At 65.9% G+C, this 16,703-nt stretch carries 15 protein-coding genes; 7 read left to right on the top strand and 8 right to left on the bottom strand.

What is annotated here, in order from left to right:
* Positions 1–6 precede the first annotated feature (6 nt).
* From AC3WT0_RS00575 to AC3WT0_RS00585, 3 genes are read left to right on the top strand one after another with little or no spacing between them, the layout of a single operon-like run.
* Entirely contained in the window at positions 7–1,380 is a 1,374-nt protein-coding gene (locus tag AC3WT0_RS00575) for a cryptochrome/photolyase family protein (RefSeq protein ID WP_492750596.1), read from the top strand.
* A gap of 44 nt (positions 1,381–1,424) precedes the next feature.
* Entirely contained in the window at positions 1,425–2,705 is a 1,281-nt protein-coding gene (locus AC3WT0_RS00580; RefSeq protein ID WP_492750597.1) for a class I SAM-dependent methyltransferase, read from the top strand.
* A 4-nt stretch (positions 2,706–2,709) separates the two neighbouring features.
* The gene (locus AC3WT0_RS00585) at positions 2,710–3,879 is read left to right on the top strand and encodes a serine hydrolase domain-containing protein (RefSeq protein ID WP_492750598.1); all 1,170 of its coding nucleotides are present in this window, start codon (positions 2,710–2,712) and stop codon (positions 3,877–3,879) included.
* Here the strand turns inward: AC3WT0_RS00585 and AC3WT0_RS00590 are convergent, their stop codons facing one another.
* Positions 3,880–4,593: an SDR family NAD(P)-dependent oxidoreductase gene (locus tag AC3WT0_RS00590; protein WP_492750600.1), complete on the bottom strand. Its 714-nt coding sequence runs from the start codon at positions 4,591–4,593 to the stop codon at positions 3,880–3,882.
* Positions 4,594–4,621: 28 nt separating this feature from the next.
* Positions 4,622–6,082 (bottom strand): amidophosphoribosyltransferase, encoded by a 1,461-nt coding sequence (gene purF, locus AC3WT0_RS00595; protein WP_492751175.1) that lies wholly within the window; start codon positions 6,080–6,082, stop codon positions 4,622–4,624.
* A 137-nt stretch (positions 6,083–6,219) separates the two neighbouring features.
* Between purF and AC3WT0_RS00600 the strand changes: the two genes are divergently transcribed.
* From AC3WT0_RS00600 to AC3WT0_RS00615, 4 genes are all read left to right on the top strand, one after another.
* Positions 6,220–6,474: a Rho termination factor N-terminal domain-containing protein gene (locus AC3WT0_RS00600; protein ID WP_492750602.1), complete on the top strand. Its 255-nt coding sequence runs from the start codon at positions 6,220–6,222 to the stop codon at positions 6,472–6,474.
* Positions 6,475–6,500: 26 nt separating this feature from the next.
* Positions 6,501–6,860 carry a phosphoribosyl-AMP cyclohydrolase gene (gene hisI / locus AC3WT0_RS00605; RefSeq protein ID WP_492750604.1) on the top strand — a complete coding sequence of 120 codons (360 nt, stop codon included), beginning with the start codon at positions 6,501–6,503 and terminating at the stop codon, positions 6,858–6,860.
* Between the two features lie 31 nt (positions 6,861–6,891).
* Entirely contained in the window at positions 6,892–7,314 is a 423-nt protein-coding gene (locus AC3WT0_RS00610; RefSeq protein ID WP_492750605.1) for a MerR family transcriptional regulator, read from the top strand.
* Between the two features lie 77 nt (positions 7,315–7,391).
* The gene (locus tag AC3WT0_RS00615) at positions 7,392–9,173 is read left to right on the top strand and encodes an acyl-CoA dehydrogenase C-terminal domain-containing protein (RefSeq protein ID WP_492750606.1); all 1,782 of its coding nucleotides are present in this window, start codon (positions 7,392–7,394) and stop codon (positions 9,171–9,173) included.
* On the opposite strand, the gene AC3WT0_RS00620 is transcribed toward AC3WT0_RS00615, so the two are convergent.
* From AC3WT0_RS00620 to AC3WT0_RS00645, 6 genes are read right to left on the bottom strand one after another with little or no spacing between them, the layout of a single operon-like run.
* Positions 9,085–10,329 carry a cell wall hydrolase gene (locus tag AC3WT0_RS00620; protein ID WP_492750608.1) on the bottom strand — a complete coding sequence of 415 codons (1,245 nt, stop codon included), beginning with the start codon at positions 10,327–10,329 and terminating at the stop codon, positions 9,085–9,087. The genes AC3WT0_RS00615 and AC3WT0_RS00620 overlap by 89 nt on opposite strands.
* Entirely contained in the window at positions 10,326–10,850 is a 525-nt protein-coding gene (locus AC3WT0_RS00625) for a GNAT family N-acetyltransferase (protein WP_492750610.1), read from the bottom strand. Before AC3WT0_RS00625 ends, AC3WT0_RS00620 begins: the two co-directional genes overlap by 4 nt.
* 12 nt (positions 10,851–10,862) lie before the next feature.
* Complete coding sequence (cysK, locus tag AC3WT0_RS00630) at positions 10,863–11,783, bottom strand: cysteine synthase A (RefSeq protein ID WP_492750611.1); 921 nt, start codon at positions 11,781–11,783, stop codon at positions 10,863–10,865.
* Positions 11,773–13,059, bottom strand: a complete 1,287-nt coding sequence (locus AC3WT0_RS00635) for an MFS transporter (RefSeq protein WP_492750612.1) — start codon at positions 13,057–13,059, stop codon at positions 11,773–11,775. The genes cysK and AC3WT0_RS00635 overlap by 11 nt, the downstream gene beginning before the upstream one ends.
* 5 nt (positions 13,060–13,064) lie before the next feature.
* On the bottom strand, positions 13,065–14,240 hold the full coding sequence (locus AC3WT0_RS00640) for an aspartyl/asparaginyl beta-hydroxylase domain-containing protein (protein ID WP_492750614.1): 1,176 nt from the start codon (positions 14,238–14,240) through the stop codon (positions 13,065–13,067).
* Between the two features lie 58 nt (positions 14,241–14,298).
* Positions 14,299–16,575, bottom strand: a complete 2,277-nt coding sequence (locus AC3WT0_RS00645) for an ATP-dependent helicase (protein ID WP_492750615.1) — start codon at positions 16,573–16,575, stop codon at positions 14,299–14,301.
* Between the last annotated feature and the right edge of the window lie 128 nt (positions 16,576–16,703).

The raw sequence follows: 16,703 nt of genomic DNA on the forward strand, positions 1-16,703 counted from the left end.
GCCCACGTGGCCGACCCGGTAATCCTGTGGTTCCGCCAGGACTTGCGTCTGGCGGATCAGGCGGCGCTGCTGGCGGCGACCGCCGACGGCCCGGTCGTGCCGGTTTACGTGCTCGACGACGAAGGTCCGGGCGAACGCCGGATCGGCGGCGCGCAGCGCTGGTGGCTGCACCATAGCCTGGAGGCGCTGGCCGCGTCGCTGGAGGAAAAGGGATCGCGCCTGATCCTGCGCCGTGGCCCGGCAGCAGAGGCGCTGGCATCGCTCGCACGGGAGACCGGCGCGCGGCGCGTGCATGCGATCCGCCATTATGAGCCTTGGTGGGTGGCGGCAGAGGATGCGGTCTCGGCGCAGCTCGACTTGCAACTGCACGACGGCAATCAACTGATGCCGCCCGATCTGGTTCGCACGGGATCGGGCGGCCATTTTCGCATCTTCACGCCGTTCTGGCGCGCGCTGTCGGCGATGTTGCCGCCGCACCCGCCGCGACCGGCGCCGTCGGCAATGGCGGTGCCCTCACGCTGGCCCGAAAGCGAACGGCTGAACGACTGGCGCCTGCTGCCGAGCAAACCAGATTGGGCGAGGGGTTTTGCCGACTGGCGGCCGGGCGAAGAAGGCGCGAGGGATGCTCTCGATCTTTTTGCTGATAACGCAGCCGACTATGGGAAGCGGCGCGACCTGCCTGCGGTCGAGGGGACGTCGCGGCTGAGCCCGCATCTTCATTTCGGCGAAATCTCGCCGGCGACCGTCTGGCACGCCGTAGCGGGACGCGGCGAGGGGCGCGAAAGCTTCCGCCGCGAACTTGGCTGGCGCGATTATGCGACGGGCATCATCGCCCGGCAGGCCGATTATGGCCAGTATAACGGCCGCGCCGCATTCGACGACTTTCCGTGGCGGACGGATCGGACGGCCCATGCCGAGTTCAAGGCGTGGACACGCGGCGAGACAGGCTATCCGATCGTCGATGCCGGGATGCGGCAGCTCTGGGCAACGGGCTGGATGCACAACCGCGTCCGGATGATCGCCGCCTCCTTCCTCATCAAGCATCTGTTGATCGACTGGCGGCATGGCGAACGCTGGTTCTGGGACACGCTGGTTGACGCGGATTATGCGAACAATGCGGTCAACTGGCAGTGGAGCGCCGGGACGGGGATCGATTCCAACATGTTCGTCAGGATCATGGCGCCGCTTTCGCAGTCCGAGAAGTTCGACGCGGCGGCCTATATCCGCAAATGGGTGCCCGAACTCGCCGGTCTGGACGACAAGGCGATCCACGATCCCGAAGCGGCGGGCGCCAGGCCGGAAACCTATCCCGAAAAGCTGATCGGTCATCGCGAGGCCCGCGAACGCGCGCTAGAGGCGTTCAAACGCATCAAGGCCTGAGTCGCTTTCTGGACCTGGCCGGCAACGCCAGTAGAATGAAGGCCATGAACGCGCAGAAGCCAGACCGTGGGCGCCAGTTCCTGAGCGGACGTCGTGGTTTCGGCGGCGGCGCGGGGCTGTGGACCGTGCTGACGTCGGCGCCGTTCCATCGCCTGCTCGACCGGATCGACAAGGGGCTGACGGCCGGGGCCATCGAGGCGTGGCTGCCCGACGGTTCCTACCGGATTATCGGGGGGAGATCGCCGGGGCCGGTGGCCGAAGTGACGCTGACGAGCTGGCGGGCGCTGCTCCGGCTGGCGCGGAACGGGTCGGTCGGCTGGTATCAGGCGTGGGAAAAGGGCGAATGGATCAGCCCCGATCCGGTTCCGCTGTTCGATCTGTTCATGCGCAATGCGGTGACGCTGGGCCAGATTGCGCGGGCGCGCGGGCTGTTTTCTGCGGTGAACAAGCTGCGGCATGGACGCAACCGGAACTCGAAGGCCGGGTCGCGGCGCAACATCGCCTTCCACTATGATCTGGGGAATGATTTCTACCGGCCCTGGCTCGACGAGACGATGACCTATTCGTCCGCGCTGTTCCAGGAGCCGATCCGGCCCGACGAGGAGCTGGCCTATGCGCAGCTCAACAAGGTGCGCGCGCTTCTCGACAGGCTCGATCTGAAGCCCGACCAGCAACTGCTTGAAATAGGCTGCGGCTGGGGAACGCTCGCCGAGATTGCGGCCGACGAATATGGCGCTGCGGTTACCGGCATCACGCTTTCGACCGAGCAGCGCGATCATGCGCTGGCGCTCAATCGCGCCAATGTGAACGCCGGGCGCATCCGCATCGACCTGACGGATTATCGCGACGTTGCCGGCCAATATGACGCGATCGCCAGCGTCGAGATGGTCGAGGCGGTGGGGCAGGATTACTGGCGCACCTATGTCGAGGCGATCGCCCGCGCGCTGAAGCCCGGCGGGCGCGCCGCGATCCAGTATATCGCGATCGACGACCGCATCTTCGATCGCTACGCGGCCGGCGCCGATTTCATCCAGACCTATATTTTCCCCGGCGGCATGCTGCTCTCCGAAAGCCGGTTCGCGGCCTTCTGCGCCGAAGCGGGCCTCGAATGGCGCGACCGCAGGGGATTCGGACTCCATTATGCCGAAACACTCAAGCGCTGGCGCGAACGCTTCGACATGGCGGTCGAGGCCGGGCAGTTGCCGCAGGGGTTCGACGAGCGCTTCGTGCGACTGTGGCGCTATTATCTGATGTATTGCGAGGGTGGTTTCCGGGGCGGCGGCATCGACGTCGCGCAGGTGACGCTGATAAAAAAAGGGGAGTGAGGGGATGAGGATGCTGGTCTGTGCGGCGCTGATGGCGCTCGCGCCGGTGACGGCCGTCCATGCGAAGGAGCAGGTGGCGTTCACCAAGGAGAATGAAGCCCAGATCCGGCAGGCCGGGGCCGAAATCCTCTTCTGGTCGCAGGCGCAGCGCGACGCCAATTTCCCGCATATGGAGAAACTGTTCCCGGGCACCACGGCACATGCCGGGGAGAAGCCGGGCGCGCTGCCGGCGGGCAAGCCACTGAAACTCGATCCTTCCGCCTATATCGCCGCCAACAATGTCGCCGGGCTGATCGTGGTGCAGGACGGCAAGGTGCGGCTGGAGCGCTACGCGCGCGGCTATTCACGCGAGGGACGCTACACCAGCTTCTCGGTCGCCAAATCGCTGACCTCGACGCTCGTCGGCGCGGCGGTGCAGGACGGCTATATCAAATCGGTCGACGATCCGGTCACCAACTATGTGCCCGAGCTGAAAGGCAGCGCCTATGAAGGCGTGACCGTGCGCCAGGTGCTGACCATGACATCCGGCGTCAAATGGAACGAGGATTACACCGATCCCAATTCCGATGTGGCGAGCATGTACAAGGAGATGCCGTCGCCGGGCGTCGACCAGACCGCCTTCTATCTTGCCAAGCTGCCGCGCGAGGCCGTGCCCGGGACCAAATGGGTCTACAAGACCGGCGAGACCAACCTGATCGGCGTGATCGTCAGCAAGGCGACGGGCAAGTCGCTGTCCGCCTATGCCGAGGAGAAGATCTGGAAGCCCTTCGGCATGGAGCGCGATCTGTTCTGGATGGTCGATGCCTCAGGCCAGAATATCGGTGGCTGCTGCATTTCGGTGGCGCTGCGCGACTATGCGCGGATCGGATTGTTCGTGCTGGCCGACGGGGTGGTGCAGGGCAAGCGCGTGGTGCCTGCGGGCTGGTTCGCCGCCGCCACGCACAAGCAGGCCGATATCGGGGCACCCGGCGCCGGTTACGGCTATCAGTGGTGGACCAATGACGACGGAAGCTTTCAGGCCGTCGGCATCTTCGGCCAGACGATCTTCGTCGACCCGGCGCGCAAGCTGGTCGTCGCCATGTCGAGTGCTTGGCCCAAGGCGACGGATCCCGATCTGTCGGCCAGGCGCCGTGCCTTCATCGCCGAGATCAAGGCCGCAATCGACGCGAAATGATCAGTCGACGCGCTCGCGGTGGCCGGTCTCGAAGCCGGTCGTCAGCAGCGCGGCGACACGATCCGCAACTGCCTCGGGCGGCTTGACCTTGTCCGGATCCTCGCCCGGATAGGCCGCAGCGCGCATCTTGGTGCGCGTCGCGCCGGGATCGATGATCGCGACGCGGACCTTGCCGAGATGGCGCTGCTCCTCCGCATAGGCATCGAGCAGAGTTTCGAAAGCGGCCTTGGAGGCCCCGTAAGCGCCCCAGAAGGCGCGCGGCTTGCGCCCGACGCTGGAGGTGATGCCGATCACGCTGCCGCCGCCGTTCGCGATCCTGAGCATCGGATCGAAGGCCGCGATCAGCGCTTGCTGCGCCGAGACGTTGAGCGTCAGCAGGCGTGCGAATTCCTTGGCGTCGATCGACTGGACCGGCCCGAGATTGCCGAGCATCGCGGCGTTGAGGACGAGCATGTCGAGCGCCTTCCAGCGCTCGGCGATCGCCGCAGCGAGTCGGCCCACGCCCTCCGCATCGGTCAGATCGACGGGTGCGATCGTCGCCGATCCGCCCGCCTCGTGGATACGCTCCTCGACTTCCTCGAGCCCGCCCGAGGTACGCGCGGTCAGGATCACGTGCGCGCCGGCCCTGCCGAGCGCTTCGGCTGTCGCCGCGCCGATGCCCCTGCTCGCGCCGGTGACGAGGGCCAGACGGCCGGCGAGGGGAGTCGCGGTCATTGCGGCAATATCCTGCAGAAAAGGGGGATCAGATCACGCGTTCGGCGAGCAGGGCCAGCTGGTCCTCGGGCGGCGCCAGATCGTCCTGATCGGTCAGCGTCGTCGGGTAGTCGCCAGTGAAGCAGGCATCGCAATATTGCGGGCGGACCTGCGTGCGCCGTTCCTGACCCAGCGCCTTGTACAACCCGTCGATCGAGATGAAGGAAAGGCTGTCGGCATGGATATAATCGCTCATGCCCGGCACATCGAGCTTGGCGGCGAGCAGCTTGGCGCGCTCAGGCGTGTCGACGCCGTAGAAGCAGCTGTGCCGCGTCGGCGGGCTGGCGATGCGCATATGGACTTCGGTCGCGCCGGCATCGCGCATCATCTGCACGATCTTGAGCGACGTCGTGCCACGCACGATCGAATCGTCGATCAGCACGATGCGCTTGCCGGCGATGAGCGCGCGGTTGGCGTTGTGCTTCAGCTTCACGCCGAGATGGCGGACCTGATCGCCCGGCTGGATGAAGGTGCGCCCGACATAGTGCGAGCGGATGATGCCGAGCTCGAAGGGAATGCCCGACTGCTGGGCGTAGCCGATCGCGGCGGGCACGCCCGAATCGGGCACGGGAATGACGAAATCGGCGTCGATCGGCGATTCGATCGCCAGCTGCGCACCGATCGCCTTGCGCACCGAATAGACCGACGAGCCTTCGACGATCGAATCGGGACGCGAGAAATAGACATGCTCGAAAATGCAGGGCCGGGGGTTCATCGGCGGGAAGGGGTTAATCGAGCGGATGCCCGATTCGGTGACGATCACGATCTCGCCTGGATCGATCGAGCGGATATACTCCGCGCCGACGACGTCGAGCGCGACGGTTTCCGATGCGAAGATCGTCGCGTCGCCGACCTTGCCCATCACCAGCGGACGGATACCGAGCGGATCGCGGCAGGCGATCATGCCTTCGGGCGTCAGGCAGATGAGCGAATAGGCGCCCTCGACCTGGCGCAGCGCATCGATGAACTTGTCGAGCAAGGTGCGATAGGCGCTGGTCGCGACGAGGTGGATGATCGTCTCGGTATCCGAGGTCGACTGGAAGATGCTGCCGCGGCGGACGAGCTCGCGGCGCAGCTTCATCGCGTTCGAGATATTGCCGTTGTGCGCGATGGCGAAACCGCCGCTGGCAAGATCGGCGAAGAGCGGCTGGACATTGCGCAGCGCGGTCTCGCCCGTGGTCGAATAGCGGACGTGACCGCAGGCGACCCGGCCGGGGAGACCGCGAATAACCTCGTCACGATCGAAATTGCCGGCGACATGGCCCATCGCGCGATGCGTGTGGAAATGCGCGCCATCCCAGCTGGTGATGCCGGCGGCTTCCTGCCCGCGATGTTGGAGGGCGTGGAGGCCGAGCGCGACCATCGCGGATGCAGTCTCGGCATTCCAGATGCCGAAAATGCCACACTCCTCGCGGAGCTTGTCGTCGTCGAAGGGATTGGTGGTGATCATCAATTGCGGACCCATCGGGTGAGCGTTTCGCGCCATATAGGAGCACCTCCTCGATTTGTCGCCCTCTTGTAACAGATGAAATGCGGAGCGTCGCGCCCGCCCGCGCGTTCAACCGCCGTCAGACGAGGAGAAACGCCATGCCCACGCGCGATCCGGGGCCTTCGATCAAGAATGAGGCGCTGTACGAAAGGCTGCGAAAGGACGGCAACTCCAAGGAGAAGGCCGCACGAATCGCCAATGCCCAGGCGGCCGGGACGCTGCGCCACCGCTCGACGCATCTCGAGGATCGATCGAAGGACGATCTCTATGACGAGGCGAAGCGCATCGGGATCGCTGGCCGATCGTCGATGAACAAGAAAGAGCTGGTGGACGCGATCCGCAACCATGGCTAGCCCTGCGGCGAAGGCAGGGAATGCGAATGGATCAGGATCGCGAACAGGGATCGGCGCTCGATCCCAAATATGACGCATCGGGACTGGTGACCGCCGTGGTCACCGATGCCGGCGACGGCACGCTGCTGATGGTCGCCCACATGAATGCGGCTGCGCTCGCGCTCACCCGATCGACCGGGGAGGCGCATTTCTGGTCGCGCAGCCGCGGGCGGCTCTGGAAGAAGGGAGAAAGCTCCGGCAACGTCCTCCGCGTCGTCGAGATGCGCGTCGACTGCGATCAGGATGCGATCTGGATTCGCGCCGAGGCCGCCGGGCCAGCCTGCCATACCGGCGAGCGAAGCTGCTTCTACCGGCGCATCGGCCCGGATGGGCTAGAGCGGGTTTGACCATTCCGTAAACGTCAAGATATAAAGCGCCATGGCAACCCAGCATCACGCGACTGTCGACACGCCGGACAAGCGCAACCGGCATCAATATTCCATCTCCGACCTGTCGGAGGAATTCGGCGTCACCGCCCGCGCGCTGCGCTTCTACGAGGATGAAGGGCTGATTTCGCCCATGCGGCGTGGAACCTCCCGCATCTATACCAAGCGCGATCGCGCGCGGCTCGCCTGGATCCTGCGCGGCAAGCGCGTCGGCTTCTCGCTCGGCGAGATTCGCGAGATGATCGATCTGTTCGACATCGGTGACGGCCGCCACGAGCAACGCCGCGTGACGATCGAGAAATGCGCCGCGCGGGTGAAAATGCTCGAAGCGCAGAAGCGCGATATCGACGCGGCCGTCGATGAACTGAAACGCTTCATCCATACCGTCGAGCAGGCCGAGGCCGAGGGCGCCTGAGGCGCGACGCCTGCCGCATCGCGGACGGATGAGTCCGCGCTTCCGACACATATATTTTTGTTCAGGAAAGACACGACATGCCCATCTACAAAGCCCCGCTCCGCGACACGCGTTTCGTGCTGGACAAGCTGCTCGGGCTCGATCGCTACACCAATCTTCCCGGCTTCGAGAATGCCTCGGCCGATATGATCGAGGCAGTGCTGGGCGAAGGCGCCAAGTTCGTCGAGGAAGTCGTGTTCCCGACCAACCAGGTCGGCGACAGCGAAGGCTGCACGCGCCATGACGACGCATCGGTCACCACGCCCACCGGCTTCAAGGCCGCCTATGACCAGTTCGTCGCCGGCGGCTGGTCGACGCTCACCGGGCCGGAGGAATTTGGCGGGCAGGCGATGCCGCACGTCGTAGCCACCGCGTTCGAGGAATATCTCTGCTCGGCCAACATGGCCTTCGCCATGTATAACGGGCTGACGCAGGGCGCCGTCGCCTCGATCCTCGTCAAGGGATCGGACGAACAGAAGGCCACCTATGTTCCCAAGATGATCTCGGGCGAGTGGAGCGGCACGATGAACCTGACGGAGCCGCAGTGCGGCACCGATCTGGGCCTCATCCGCACCAAGGCCGATCCCAATGCCGACGGCAGCTATTCGATCACCGGCACCAAGATCTTCATCTCAGCCGGCGAGCATGACCTGACCTCGAACATCATCCACCTCGTTCTCGCCAAGGTCGCGGGCGCGCCGGACAATGTGAAGGGCATCTCGCTGTTCATCGTGCCCAAGTTCATGGTCAACGAGGACGGATCGCTGGGCGATCGCAACGCCGTGTCGTGCGGCTCGATCGAGCACAAGATGGGCATCCACGGCAACGCCACTTGCGTGATGAACTATGACGGCGCGACCGGCTATCTGGTGGGCGAGGAGAATAAGGGCCTCGCCGCCATGTTCATCATGATGAACGTCGCGCGCCTCGGCGTCGGCCTGCAGGGCCTGTCGCAGGGCGAGGTCGCCTATCAGAACGGGGTCCAGTACGCCAAGGACCGCCGCCAGGGCCGCGCGCTCACCGGCCCGGCCGAGCCGGACCAGAAAGCCGACACGCTGTTCGTCCATCCCGACGTGCGCCGGATGCTGATGGAGTCGAAGGCGCTGACCGAAGGGCTTCGCGCCCTGTGCCTGTGGGGCGCGCTCCAGGTCGATCTCAGCCACAAGGCGCAGACCGAGGAAGAGCGCATCGCCGCCGACGACCTGATCTCGCTGCTCACCCCGGTGATCAAGGGCTATGGCACCGACATGGGCTATCACATCGCGACCAACGCCCAGCAGGTCTATGGCGGCCATGGTTACATCGCCGAATGGGGCATGGAGCAATATGTCCGCGATGCTCGCATCGCGATGATCTACGAAGGCACCAACGGCGTGCAGGCGATGGATCTCGTCGGGCGCAAGCTGGCGCAGAATGGCGGCCGCGCGGTGCAGGCCTTCTTCAAGCTGGTCGGCGAGGAGATCGCGGCGGGCAAGGCCGACGAGGCGACCGCCGATCTGGCGACGCGGCTCGAAAAGGCGCTGGGCGAACTCCAGGCCGCGACGATGTGGCTGGTCCAGAACGGCCTCGCCAACCCCAATAATGCCGGCGCGGCGGCGACGCCCTACCTGCACATCATGGGGATCGTCGCGCTCGGGTTCATGTGGCTGAAGACGCTGCGCGCGCTCGATGGCGAGGATATCGATTTCGCCAAGGCGAAGCGCGTGACCGCGCGCTACTTCGCCGAGCGGATCATGCCGCGGGCGGGTTCGCTGCGTCGCGAGATCGAGGCGGGGTCGGAGAGCCTGATGGCGCTGGAGCCGGAGCTGTTCGCGGCGTAACGGAGGGTGTCGCCGGCTTCATGCACTGCGCCGGATCGGCGCGTTTGAACTGGCGGCAGTTCCACAGCATCTTCTCGAAACCGTTGCTGCGGTTTCGCAGATAGCTGAAGGACTGGGCCGCGATCTGCTGCTCGTTGAGCGGCATCGCGGTCGGGGCCCTGGCCGGATCGGTCCAGCCCATAAGCTTGCAGAAGGGCTTGTCGCCGCAGGTCTGGAGCGCGAGCGCCGGGTAGCTGTCAGGCGACGCCTTGCCGTCGAGGACGACGAAGAAAGTGTCGCCGGCGACCGATACCGCCGTCATCTTCCGGGGCTTGCTGGCTGGCAGGATTGCGAGCGCGTCGATCCCGAGCGCCGCGGGATCGACCTTGAGCGCATCCGTCGTTACCTTGTGCGCCGGCGAGAGGAAGGCGAGCTTGCCGATCGTCGGTTCCGGCCCCTGCTCGCCGAAGCGGAACGCGCCCGGCGTGCCCCACCACCCGGTCCAGCGAAAGAAGAGGTGGGTGTTTACCGCAGCGATCTTGTCGAGCGTCTCGCTCCAGTAAGGCACGACCCAGTTGGTGTGGTAATGCGTGGCATAGCCGACGCTCTTGAACACCTTGCCCGCCAGCATCTCCTTAGCGCGCCTGCGCGTGTCTTCCCAGACCGACGGCGGCGGCGAGCGGGCGAGCGCGCCGTCGCAGGTGAAGGTGAACTGGCATCCGGTCGTCCGCTCCGATCCCTGGAACACCACGCCACAGACCGTCTTGGGGAAAGCCGGATGGCGGAGGCGGTTGAGCACGACCTGCGCCACTGCGCGCTGCCCGGGATCATCGGCGGAACCCGCCTCGTAGAGCATCGCCGACGCGAGGCAGTCGACCGCGCGATCATAGCCTTCGTCCTTGTCCGAAAGCTTGAACGGGCGCGCGGGCGGGATCGGCCCTTTCACGAACGGCACGCCATCGTTGATCTTCACCGCATCCTCGCGTGACAGATCGCGCAGCTCGAGCGGCTCGATCGGCGGGGGCGGTGGAAGCGCGGCGCGCTTGAATATCTTCGCCGCCGCCGTCTGCCCTTGGGGTGCATGGCTGCTCCACCAGCTCGCGAGGCCAAGCAGGGCCGCGAGCGTCGCCATCAGCGGAATGGCCCATATCGCCAGAATCCGGCTTTCCGGCTTCATGACAGCGCGCGCTCCATCCGGATGAGCGGCACGCCGACGCCGTCGACCATATCGACCACGCGCTCCATCTCGCGATAGCCGCAGGCGAGATAGAGCGGCTCGCCCGCCAGCGTGGCCATCAACTGGGTGCGAGCGAATCCCGCAGCGCGCGCGCGGCGCTCGCATTCCTCAAGCACCAGGCGACCGATGCCGCGCCGGCTGTGATCGGGATCGGTGTACATGGCGCGAATGCGCGCCGGCTCGCGCGCCGGATTCAGACGCCGCGTATCGCGCCCTGCCGAGTGATCGCCGCCATAGAGCGTCGCCCGGTCGCTCCAGCCCCCGCAGCCTACGAGGCGCCTGCCATCCTCGACAACCACATAGGTCCCGTCGGCGACGAGCTGGCGATCGAGCCCCATCACGGCATAGCTCGCCTTGACCTGATCGGGGGTGAGCACCGGATCGAGCAGTTGCGCCATCGCGCGCCGGATCAGGCGATCCAGCGCGTCGATATCGGTTTCGGTTGCAGTGCGCAGGCGCACGGCCCGGCTCCGTCAGGCCTCCGGCAGGAAATCCGGGACCGAGAGGTAGCGCTCGCCCGTGTCGTAGTTGAAGCCGAGCACCCGCTTGCCGGCGGGCAGCTGCGCCAGCTTCTGCGCGATAGCGGCCAGCGTGGCACCCGACGAGATGCCGACGAGCAGGCCTTCCTCGCGCGCCGAACGGCGAGCATAGTCCTTGGCGTCGGCGGGATCGACCTGGATCACGCCGTCGATCGACTGGGTGTGGAGGTTCGCCGGGATGAAGCCGGCGCCGATGCCCTGGATCGGGTGCGGACCGGGCTGGCCGCCCGAGATGACCGGCGAGAGCGTCGGCTCGACCGCATAGACCTTGAGCGCGGGCCAGTCCTTCTTCAGCCGCTCGGCCGTGCCGGTGATATGGCCGCCGGTGCCGACGCCGGTGATCAGAACGTCGATCGGCGCATCACGGAAATCGGCGAGAATTTCCTCGGCCGTCGTGCGGACATGGACGTCGATATTGGCCGGGTTCTCGAACTGCTGTGGCATCCACGCGCCGGGGGTCTGCTCGACCAGTTCGATCGCGCGCTCGATCGCGCCCTTCATGCCCTTTTCGCGCGGGGTGAGATCGAAGGTCGCGCCATAGGCGAGCATCAGGCGGCGGCGCTCGATCGACATGCTTTCGGGCATGACGAGGATCAGGCGGTAGCCCTTCACCGCCGCGACCATGGCGAGGCCGATACCGGTATTGCCGCTGGTCGGCTCGACGATCGTGCCGCCGGGCTTCAGCCCGCCCGAGCGCTCGGCATCCTCGATCATCGAAAGCGCGATGCGATCCTTGATCGATCCGCCGGGGTTCGATCGTTCGGACTTCACCCAGACCTCGGCATCGCCGAACAGGCGCTGAATGCGGATATGCGGCGTGTTGCCGATGGTCTCGAGAACGGTCTCAGCCTTCATCCTTGGTCTCCTTGATGGGAACGTCTTCGAGAGAAGTTGGTGCGACAAAGCTACGCGCATTGCGCAATTCGGGAAACCATTTCGCCCATAGCACGGCAACGAGAATGGAACCTATCCCACCCGCCACGACAGCGGCGATCGGCCCCACCAGCGCGGCGAGGAAACCGGACTCAGCCTCGCCAAGCTCGTTCGATCCCGAAACGAACAGCGTCGATACCGCGCCGACGCGCCCGCGCATGTCGTCCGGCGTATAAAGCTGGATCAGCGACTGGCGGACATACACCGAGGTCATGTCGGCCGCGCCGAGCAAGGCGAGCATGGCCAGCGACAGCGGCATCGAGCGCGACCAGCCGAAGACCATCGTCGCGCCGCCGAACACCGCGACCGCGAACAGCAGCTTGAAGCCGACATGGTTCCTCATCGGCCGCATCGAGAAGAAAATCCCCATCATCACCGCGCCCGCCGCAGGCGCGGCGCGGAGTTGCCCCAGTCCCTCCGGCCCCACATGCAGGATGTCGCGTGCATAGATGGGCAGCATCGCGGTCGCGCCGCCGAGCAGAACGGCGAAGAGATCGAGAGAGATCGCGCCGAGGACGAGGCGGTTGCGGCGCACATAGTGCAGCCCCTCGATCATCTGCCGCCAGGGCGCGGCGGCGGCGAGGGTAGGGCGCTTCACCGGCCCGATCATCATCAGCGCGAGGAACGACAGCAGGAACAGCCCGAACGAGACCGTGTAGGGCAGGCTGTGGTGGCCGGCATAGAGCAGGCCGCCCATCGCCGGCCCGAGCACCGATCCGCTCTGCCATGCGATCGAACTGACGGCGATCGCGGTGGGAAGCACGGCGGGCGGCACGAGATTGGGCGACAGCGCCTGCAGCGCGGGACTTGCGAAGGCGCGCGCGACGCCGAGCAGCGCGGCCACGACGAACAGCGCCGGCAGGTTGATCGTTCCGGTCGCGGTGAGGATCGCGAGCGTGCCTGCGCACAGCGCCTCGAGCGCCACGGCGGCGCGCGCGATCCAGCGCCGGTCGATGCGGTCGGCAACCCAGCCGACGACCAAAGTCAGCACCGCGAGCGGGGCGAACTGTGCGACGCCGATCAGCCCAAGCTGGAAAGCCGCTTCCTTGGGGCTCATGCCAAGCTGGCTGCGCGCGAGGTCGTAGACCTGCCAGCCGATAACGATGACCATCGCCATCTGCGCCAGCGTGCTGCTCAGCCGCGCCACGAAATAGGCGCGGAAATCCGGGAAGCTGAAAGGGTGCGGGGGCTTGCTCATGTGGGTTAGAGCGTTTCCTCGACGGGCACGCCGCCATAGGCGCCGATCGCTTCGTAAAGCGCGGTCAGGCCGGCGCGCTCCTCATCCGAAAGCTCGGGCCGCCATATCTCGAACAGCAGGATGACGCGGGTCCGGTTCGACCGGTTCCATGCCTCATGCTCGATCGAATCGTCGAAGATCAGCGCTTCGCCCTCGCGCCATGCCCGCGTTTCGGCGCCGACGCGCAATGCGCAATCGGGCGGGGCGATCAGCGGAATATGGCAGATGAGGCGCGTGTTGATCAGCCCGTTGTGCGGCTGGATGTGCGTGCCGGGCTTGAGCAGCGAGAAGAGCGCCATCGGCGAACGACCGGCAATATGCGGGATGGGAGCATGCTCCAGCGCCGCCATCGTCGCGGGGCAGCGCTCGACATTGCCCGCGACGCGCTCGCCCGCGCGCCAGAGATGGAATGCGCCCCAGCTCGGATCCTCGAGCAGCGGGCTCGACGAGCGCGGCCGGTCCGCGCGCGCCTCGACATAGGCGGGAAAATCGCCGTCATCGCGCATGACGGCTTCCAGCTCGGCGCGGATTGCGGGCGTGGCGGCCTCAACCGCCGGCAGCCAATCGGCAAAGCGCTCGCGCTCGTAAAATTCGATGTTGGGCAGGCCAGGATAATAGAAGCTGTTGGGCTGCTGCAGATAGACCTGCCGCTTGCCGGTCAACACATCGAGCGCGCGGCGGACGGCTGGCGCGAGGCGCTCGCCGCCAAATCCGGCAGCGTCGAGATGGTCGATCAGGTGCGTTTCATAACGCCCGCTCGCCCCCGCGAGAAAGGCCTGCGCGCGACCGAGCTCGGCGGCCAGATTTTGCGGGATGCTGGCAGAGAGCGCCGCGCTGGCGAGCGCAGACTGATAGAAGCTGGTGGCGGCACGATCGTCGCCGCGCCGGACGGCGGCATCGCCCTTCATTAACAGGCCGCGCAGGTGGCGGGGCTGCTCGGCCAGCAGGGCGTCGAGCGCCTGCTCCTCCGCCGCCTCGTCACCAAGCGCGCGGCACGACTGGGCGATCAGCAGATAGGGCGGAACCACGCCCTGCAACGATCCGACATGCTCGAAATGCGTCCGCGCCGCGCGCGCGTCGCCGCGCTGCATGGCAGCAACGCCTTCACGGAGCAGACGATCGACTTCGGCTTGCGGTTGCATCGCAAGCCTCAATAGGCGCTGGCGAAAATTTGGGAAGGGCGGATGATTGCGGAGTTCCTCACCCCGTCGTGACGAAGCTGTCCATCACGCGCTTGCGGCCTGCGGTCTCGAAGTCGATTTCCAGCTTGTTGCCTTCGATCGCGGCTATCGCGCCATAGCCGAATTTCTGGTGGAAGACGCGTTGGCCGATCGACAGATCGGTGCGCGGTTTCGCGCCCAGGCTGACGCTGCTCGCGCGCGCCTCGACGATGCGGGTGGGTTCGCGGACGAATTGGCCGGGTGTGGAGGCACGCTGCCAGCCCGGACCGCGGCCCGATCCGCGCGCGACATTGGCGAACGGATCGGCACGCTCCGACCAGTTGGCGCGCCACAGGCTCTCGCCGCCGGTCATGCTCGTTTCGCTCTCGATATGCGCGGCGGGGAGTTCGGCGACGAAACGGCTGGGAATGCTCGACGTCCACTGGCCGTAGATGCGGCGATTGGCGGCATGGAGGATGAATGCCTTGTGCCGAGCGCGCGTGATCGCGACATAGGCGAGGCGGCGTTCCTCCTCGAGGCTGGCGAGCCCGCCTTCGTCGAGCGCGCGCTGCGACGGGAAGATGCCTTCCTCCCACCCCACGAGGAACACGGTGCCAAACTCAAGCCCCTTGGCGGCATGGATCGTCATGATCGTCACCTTGGCGCCTTCGGCCTGCGCATCATTGTCCATGACGAGGCTGACATGCTCGAGGAAAGCGCCGAGCGTCTCATATTCCTCCATCGCGCGGGCAAGCTCGGCGAGGTTTTCGAGGCGGCCGGCGGTTTCGGGGCTGCGATCGGCCTGGAGCATCGCGGTATAGCCGCTTTCCTCGAGGATGCGACGAGCGAGCTCGGCATGGGGTTCGGTGGCGGACAAATCGCGCCAGCGCGCGAGATCGCCGATAAAAGTGCCCAGATTGCGCCGCGCCGCGCCGGTCAGCTCATCAGTGTCGAGGATGCGCGCGGCGGCGAAGGCGAGGGGGATGCTCTCGGCACGCGCGAGGCGGTGGAGCTTTTCGACTGCCTTATCGCCGAGGCCACGCTTGGGCGTGTTGACGATGCGTTCGAAGGCGAGATCGTCGGCGGGCTGGTTGACGAGGCGGAGATAGGCAAGCGCATCCCTGATCTCCGCGCGTTCGTAGAAACGGAAACCGCCGACGATGCGGTAGGGCAGGCCGATCGCGATGAAGCGATCCTCGAACTCGCGCGTCTGATGCTGGGCACGGACGAGGATCGCGATGTCTTCGATCCGCTCGCCGCGCCGCTCGGCTTCCTCGACAAGCTCGCCGACGCGGCGCGCTTCCTCCGGTCCGTCCCAGACGCCGAGCACTTTCACCTTCTCGCCTTCGCCTGATTCCGTCCACAGCGTCTTGCCGAGGCGGCCGCCATTATTGGCGATCAGCCCCGATGCGGCAGCGAGGATGTGCGGGGTCGAACGATAATTCTGTTCGAGCCGAATGATCGCGGCGCCGGGAAAATCCTGCTCGAATCGTAATATGTTGGCGACCTCGGCCCCGCGCCACGAATAGATGGACTGATCGTCGTCGCCGACGCAGCAGATATTCTTGCGCGTCTGGGCGAGCAGGCGGAGCCAGAGATACTGCGCGCTGTTGGTGTCCTGATATTCGTCGACCATGATGTAGCGGAAGCGCTGCTGATATTGCTCCAGCACGTCGCGGTCGCGCTTCAATATGGTCAGCATGTGGAGCAGCAGATCGCCGAAATCGCAGGCATTGAGCGCGCGCAGCCGATCCTGATAGGCGGCATAGAGCGCCTGCCCCTTGCCGTTCGCATAATGCTCACTTTCGCCGGCATCGATCTCGGCCGGGGTCCAACCCCGGTTCTTCCAGCGATCGATGAGGCCGCACAGCTGACGCGCGGGCCAGCGCTTCTCGTCGATGCCTTCGGCCTGGATCAGCTGCTTCATCAGGCGAAGCTGATCATCGGTATCGAGAATCGTGAAGTTGGACTGGAGCCCGACAAGCTCGGCATGACGTCGAAGCATCCGCGCGCAGATGGCGTGGAAGGTGCCGAGCCAGGGCATGCCTTCGACCGCCTCGCCGACAAGGCGGCCGACTCGCTCGCGCATCTCGCGCGCCGCCTTGTTGGTGAAGGTGACCGCGAGAATCTCCGACGGCCACGCCTTGCGGGTGAACAGCAGGTGCGCGAGGCGCGCGGTGAGCGCCGCGGTCTTGCCCGTGCCCGCGCCGGCAAGGACGAGAACGGGGCCTTCGGTCGTCAGCACGGCAGCGCGTTGCGGTTCGTTGAGACCCTTCAGATAAGGCGGGTCGGCGGGGGTGGGGGCAGGAACGGTCACGCGCGAACAGTTAGGGAACGTGAAGCCTCCGGGCAACCGCCGCGAGACTATCGGTGGCAATTCGCGACTTGTCCGATCGTTCCGCGAGCGGTAAGGGCGCAATCAGCTATTAGGGCAACACCAACAAC

The organism is Sphingomonas sp. EU05-FHT14C10 (genome assembly GCF_058790595.1).

Coding starts and splice junctions, on each gene's coding strand:
- AC3WT0_RS00580 (WP_492750597.1), top strand. CDS start 1,425: ATGAACGCGCAGAAGCCAGACCGTGGGCGCCAGTTCCTGAGCGGACGT.
- AC3WT0_RS00585 (WP_492750598.1), top strand. CDS start 2,710: ATGAGGATGCTGGTCTGTGCGGCGCTGATGGCGCTCGCGCCGGTGACG.
- AC3WT0_RS00590 (WP_492750600.1), bottom strand. CDS start 4,593: ATGACCGCGACTCCCCTCGCCGGCCGTCTGGCCCTCGTCACCGGCGCG.
- purF (WP_492751175.1), bottom strand. CDS start 6,082: ATGATCACCACCAATCCCTTCGACGACGACAAGCTCCGCGAGGAGTGT.
- AC3WT0_RS00600 (WP_492750602.1), top strand. CDS start 6,220: ATGCCCACGCGCGATCCGGGGCCTTCGATCAAGAATGAGGCGCTGTAC.
- hisI (WP_492750604.1), top strand. CDS start 6,501: ATGGATCAGGATCGCGAACAGGGATCGGCGCTCGATCCCAAATATGAC.
- AC3WT0_RS00610 (WP_492750605.1), top strand. CDS start 6,892: ATGGCAACCCAGCATCACGCGACTGTCGACACGCCGGACAAGCGCAAC.
- AC3WT0_RS00615 (WP_492750606.1), top strand. CDS start 7,392: ATGCCCATCTACAAAGCCCCGCTCCGCGACACGCGTTTCGTGCTGGAC.
- AC3WT0_RS00620 (WP_492750608.1), bottom strand. CDS start 10,329: ATGAAGCCGGAAAGCCGGATTCTGGCGATATGGGCCATTCCGCTGATG.
- cysK (WP_492750611.1), bottom strand. CDS start 11,783: ATGAAGGCTGAGACCGTTCTCGAGACCATCGGCAACACGCCGCATATC.
- AC3WT0_RS00635 (WP_492750612.1), bottom strand. CDS start 13,059: ATGAGCAAGCCCCCGCACCCTTTCAGCTTCCCGGATTTCCGCGCCTAT.
- AC3WT0_RS00640 (WP_492750614.1), bottom strand. CDS start 14,240: ATGCAACCGCAAGCCGAAGTCGATCGTCTGCTCCGTGAAGGCGTTGCT.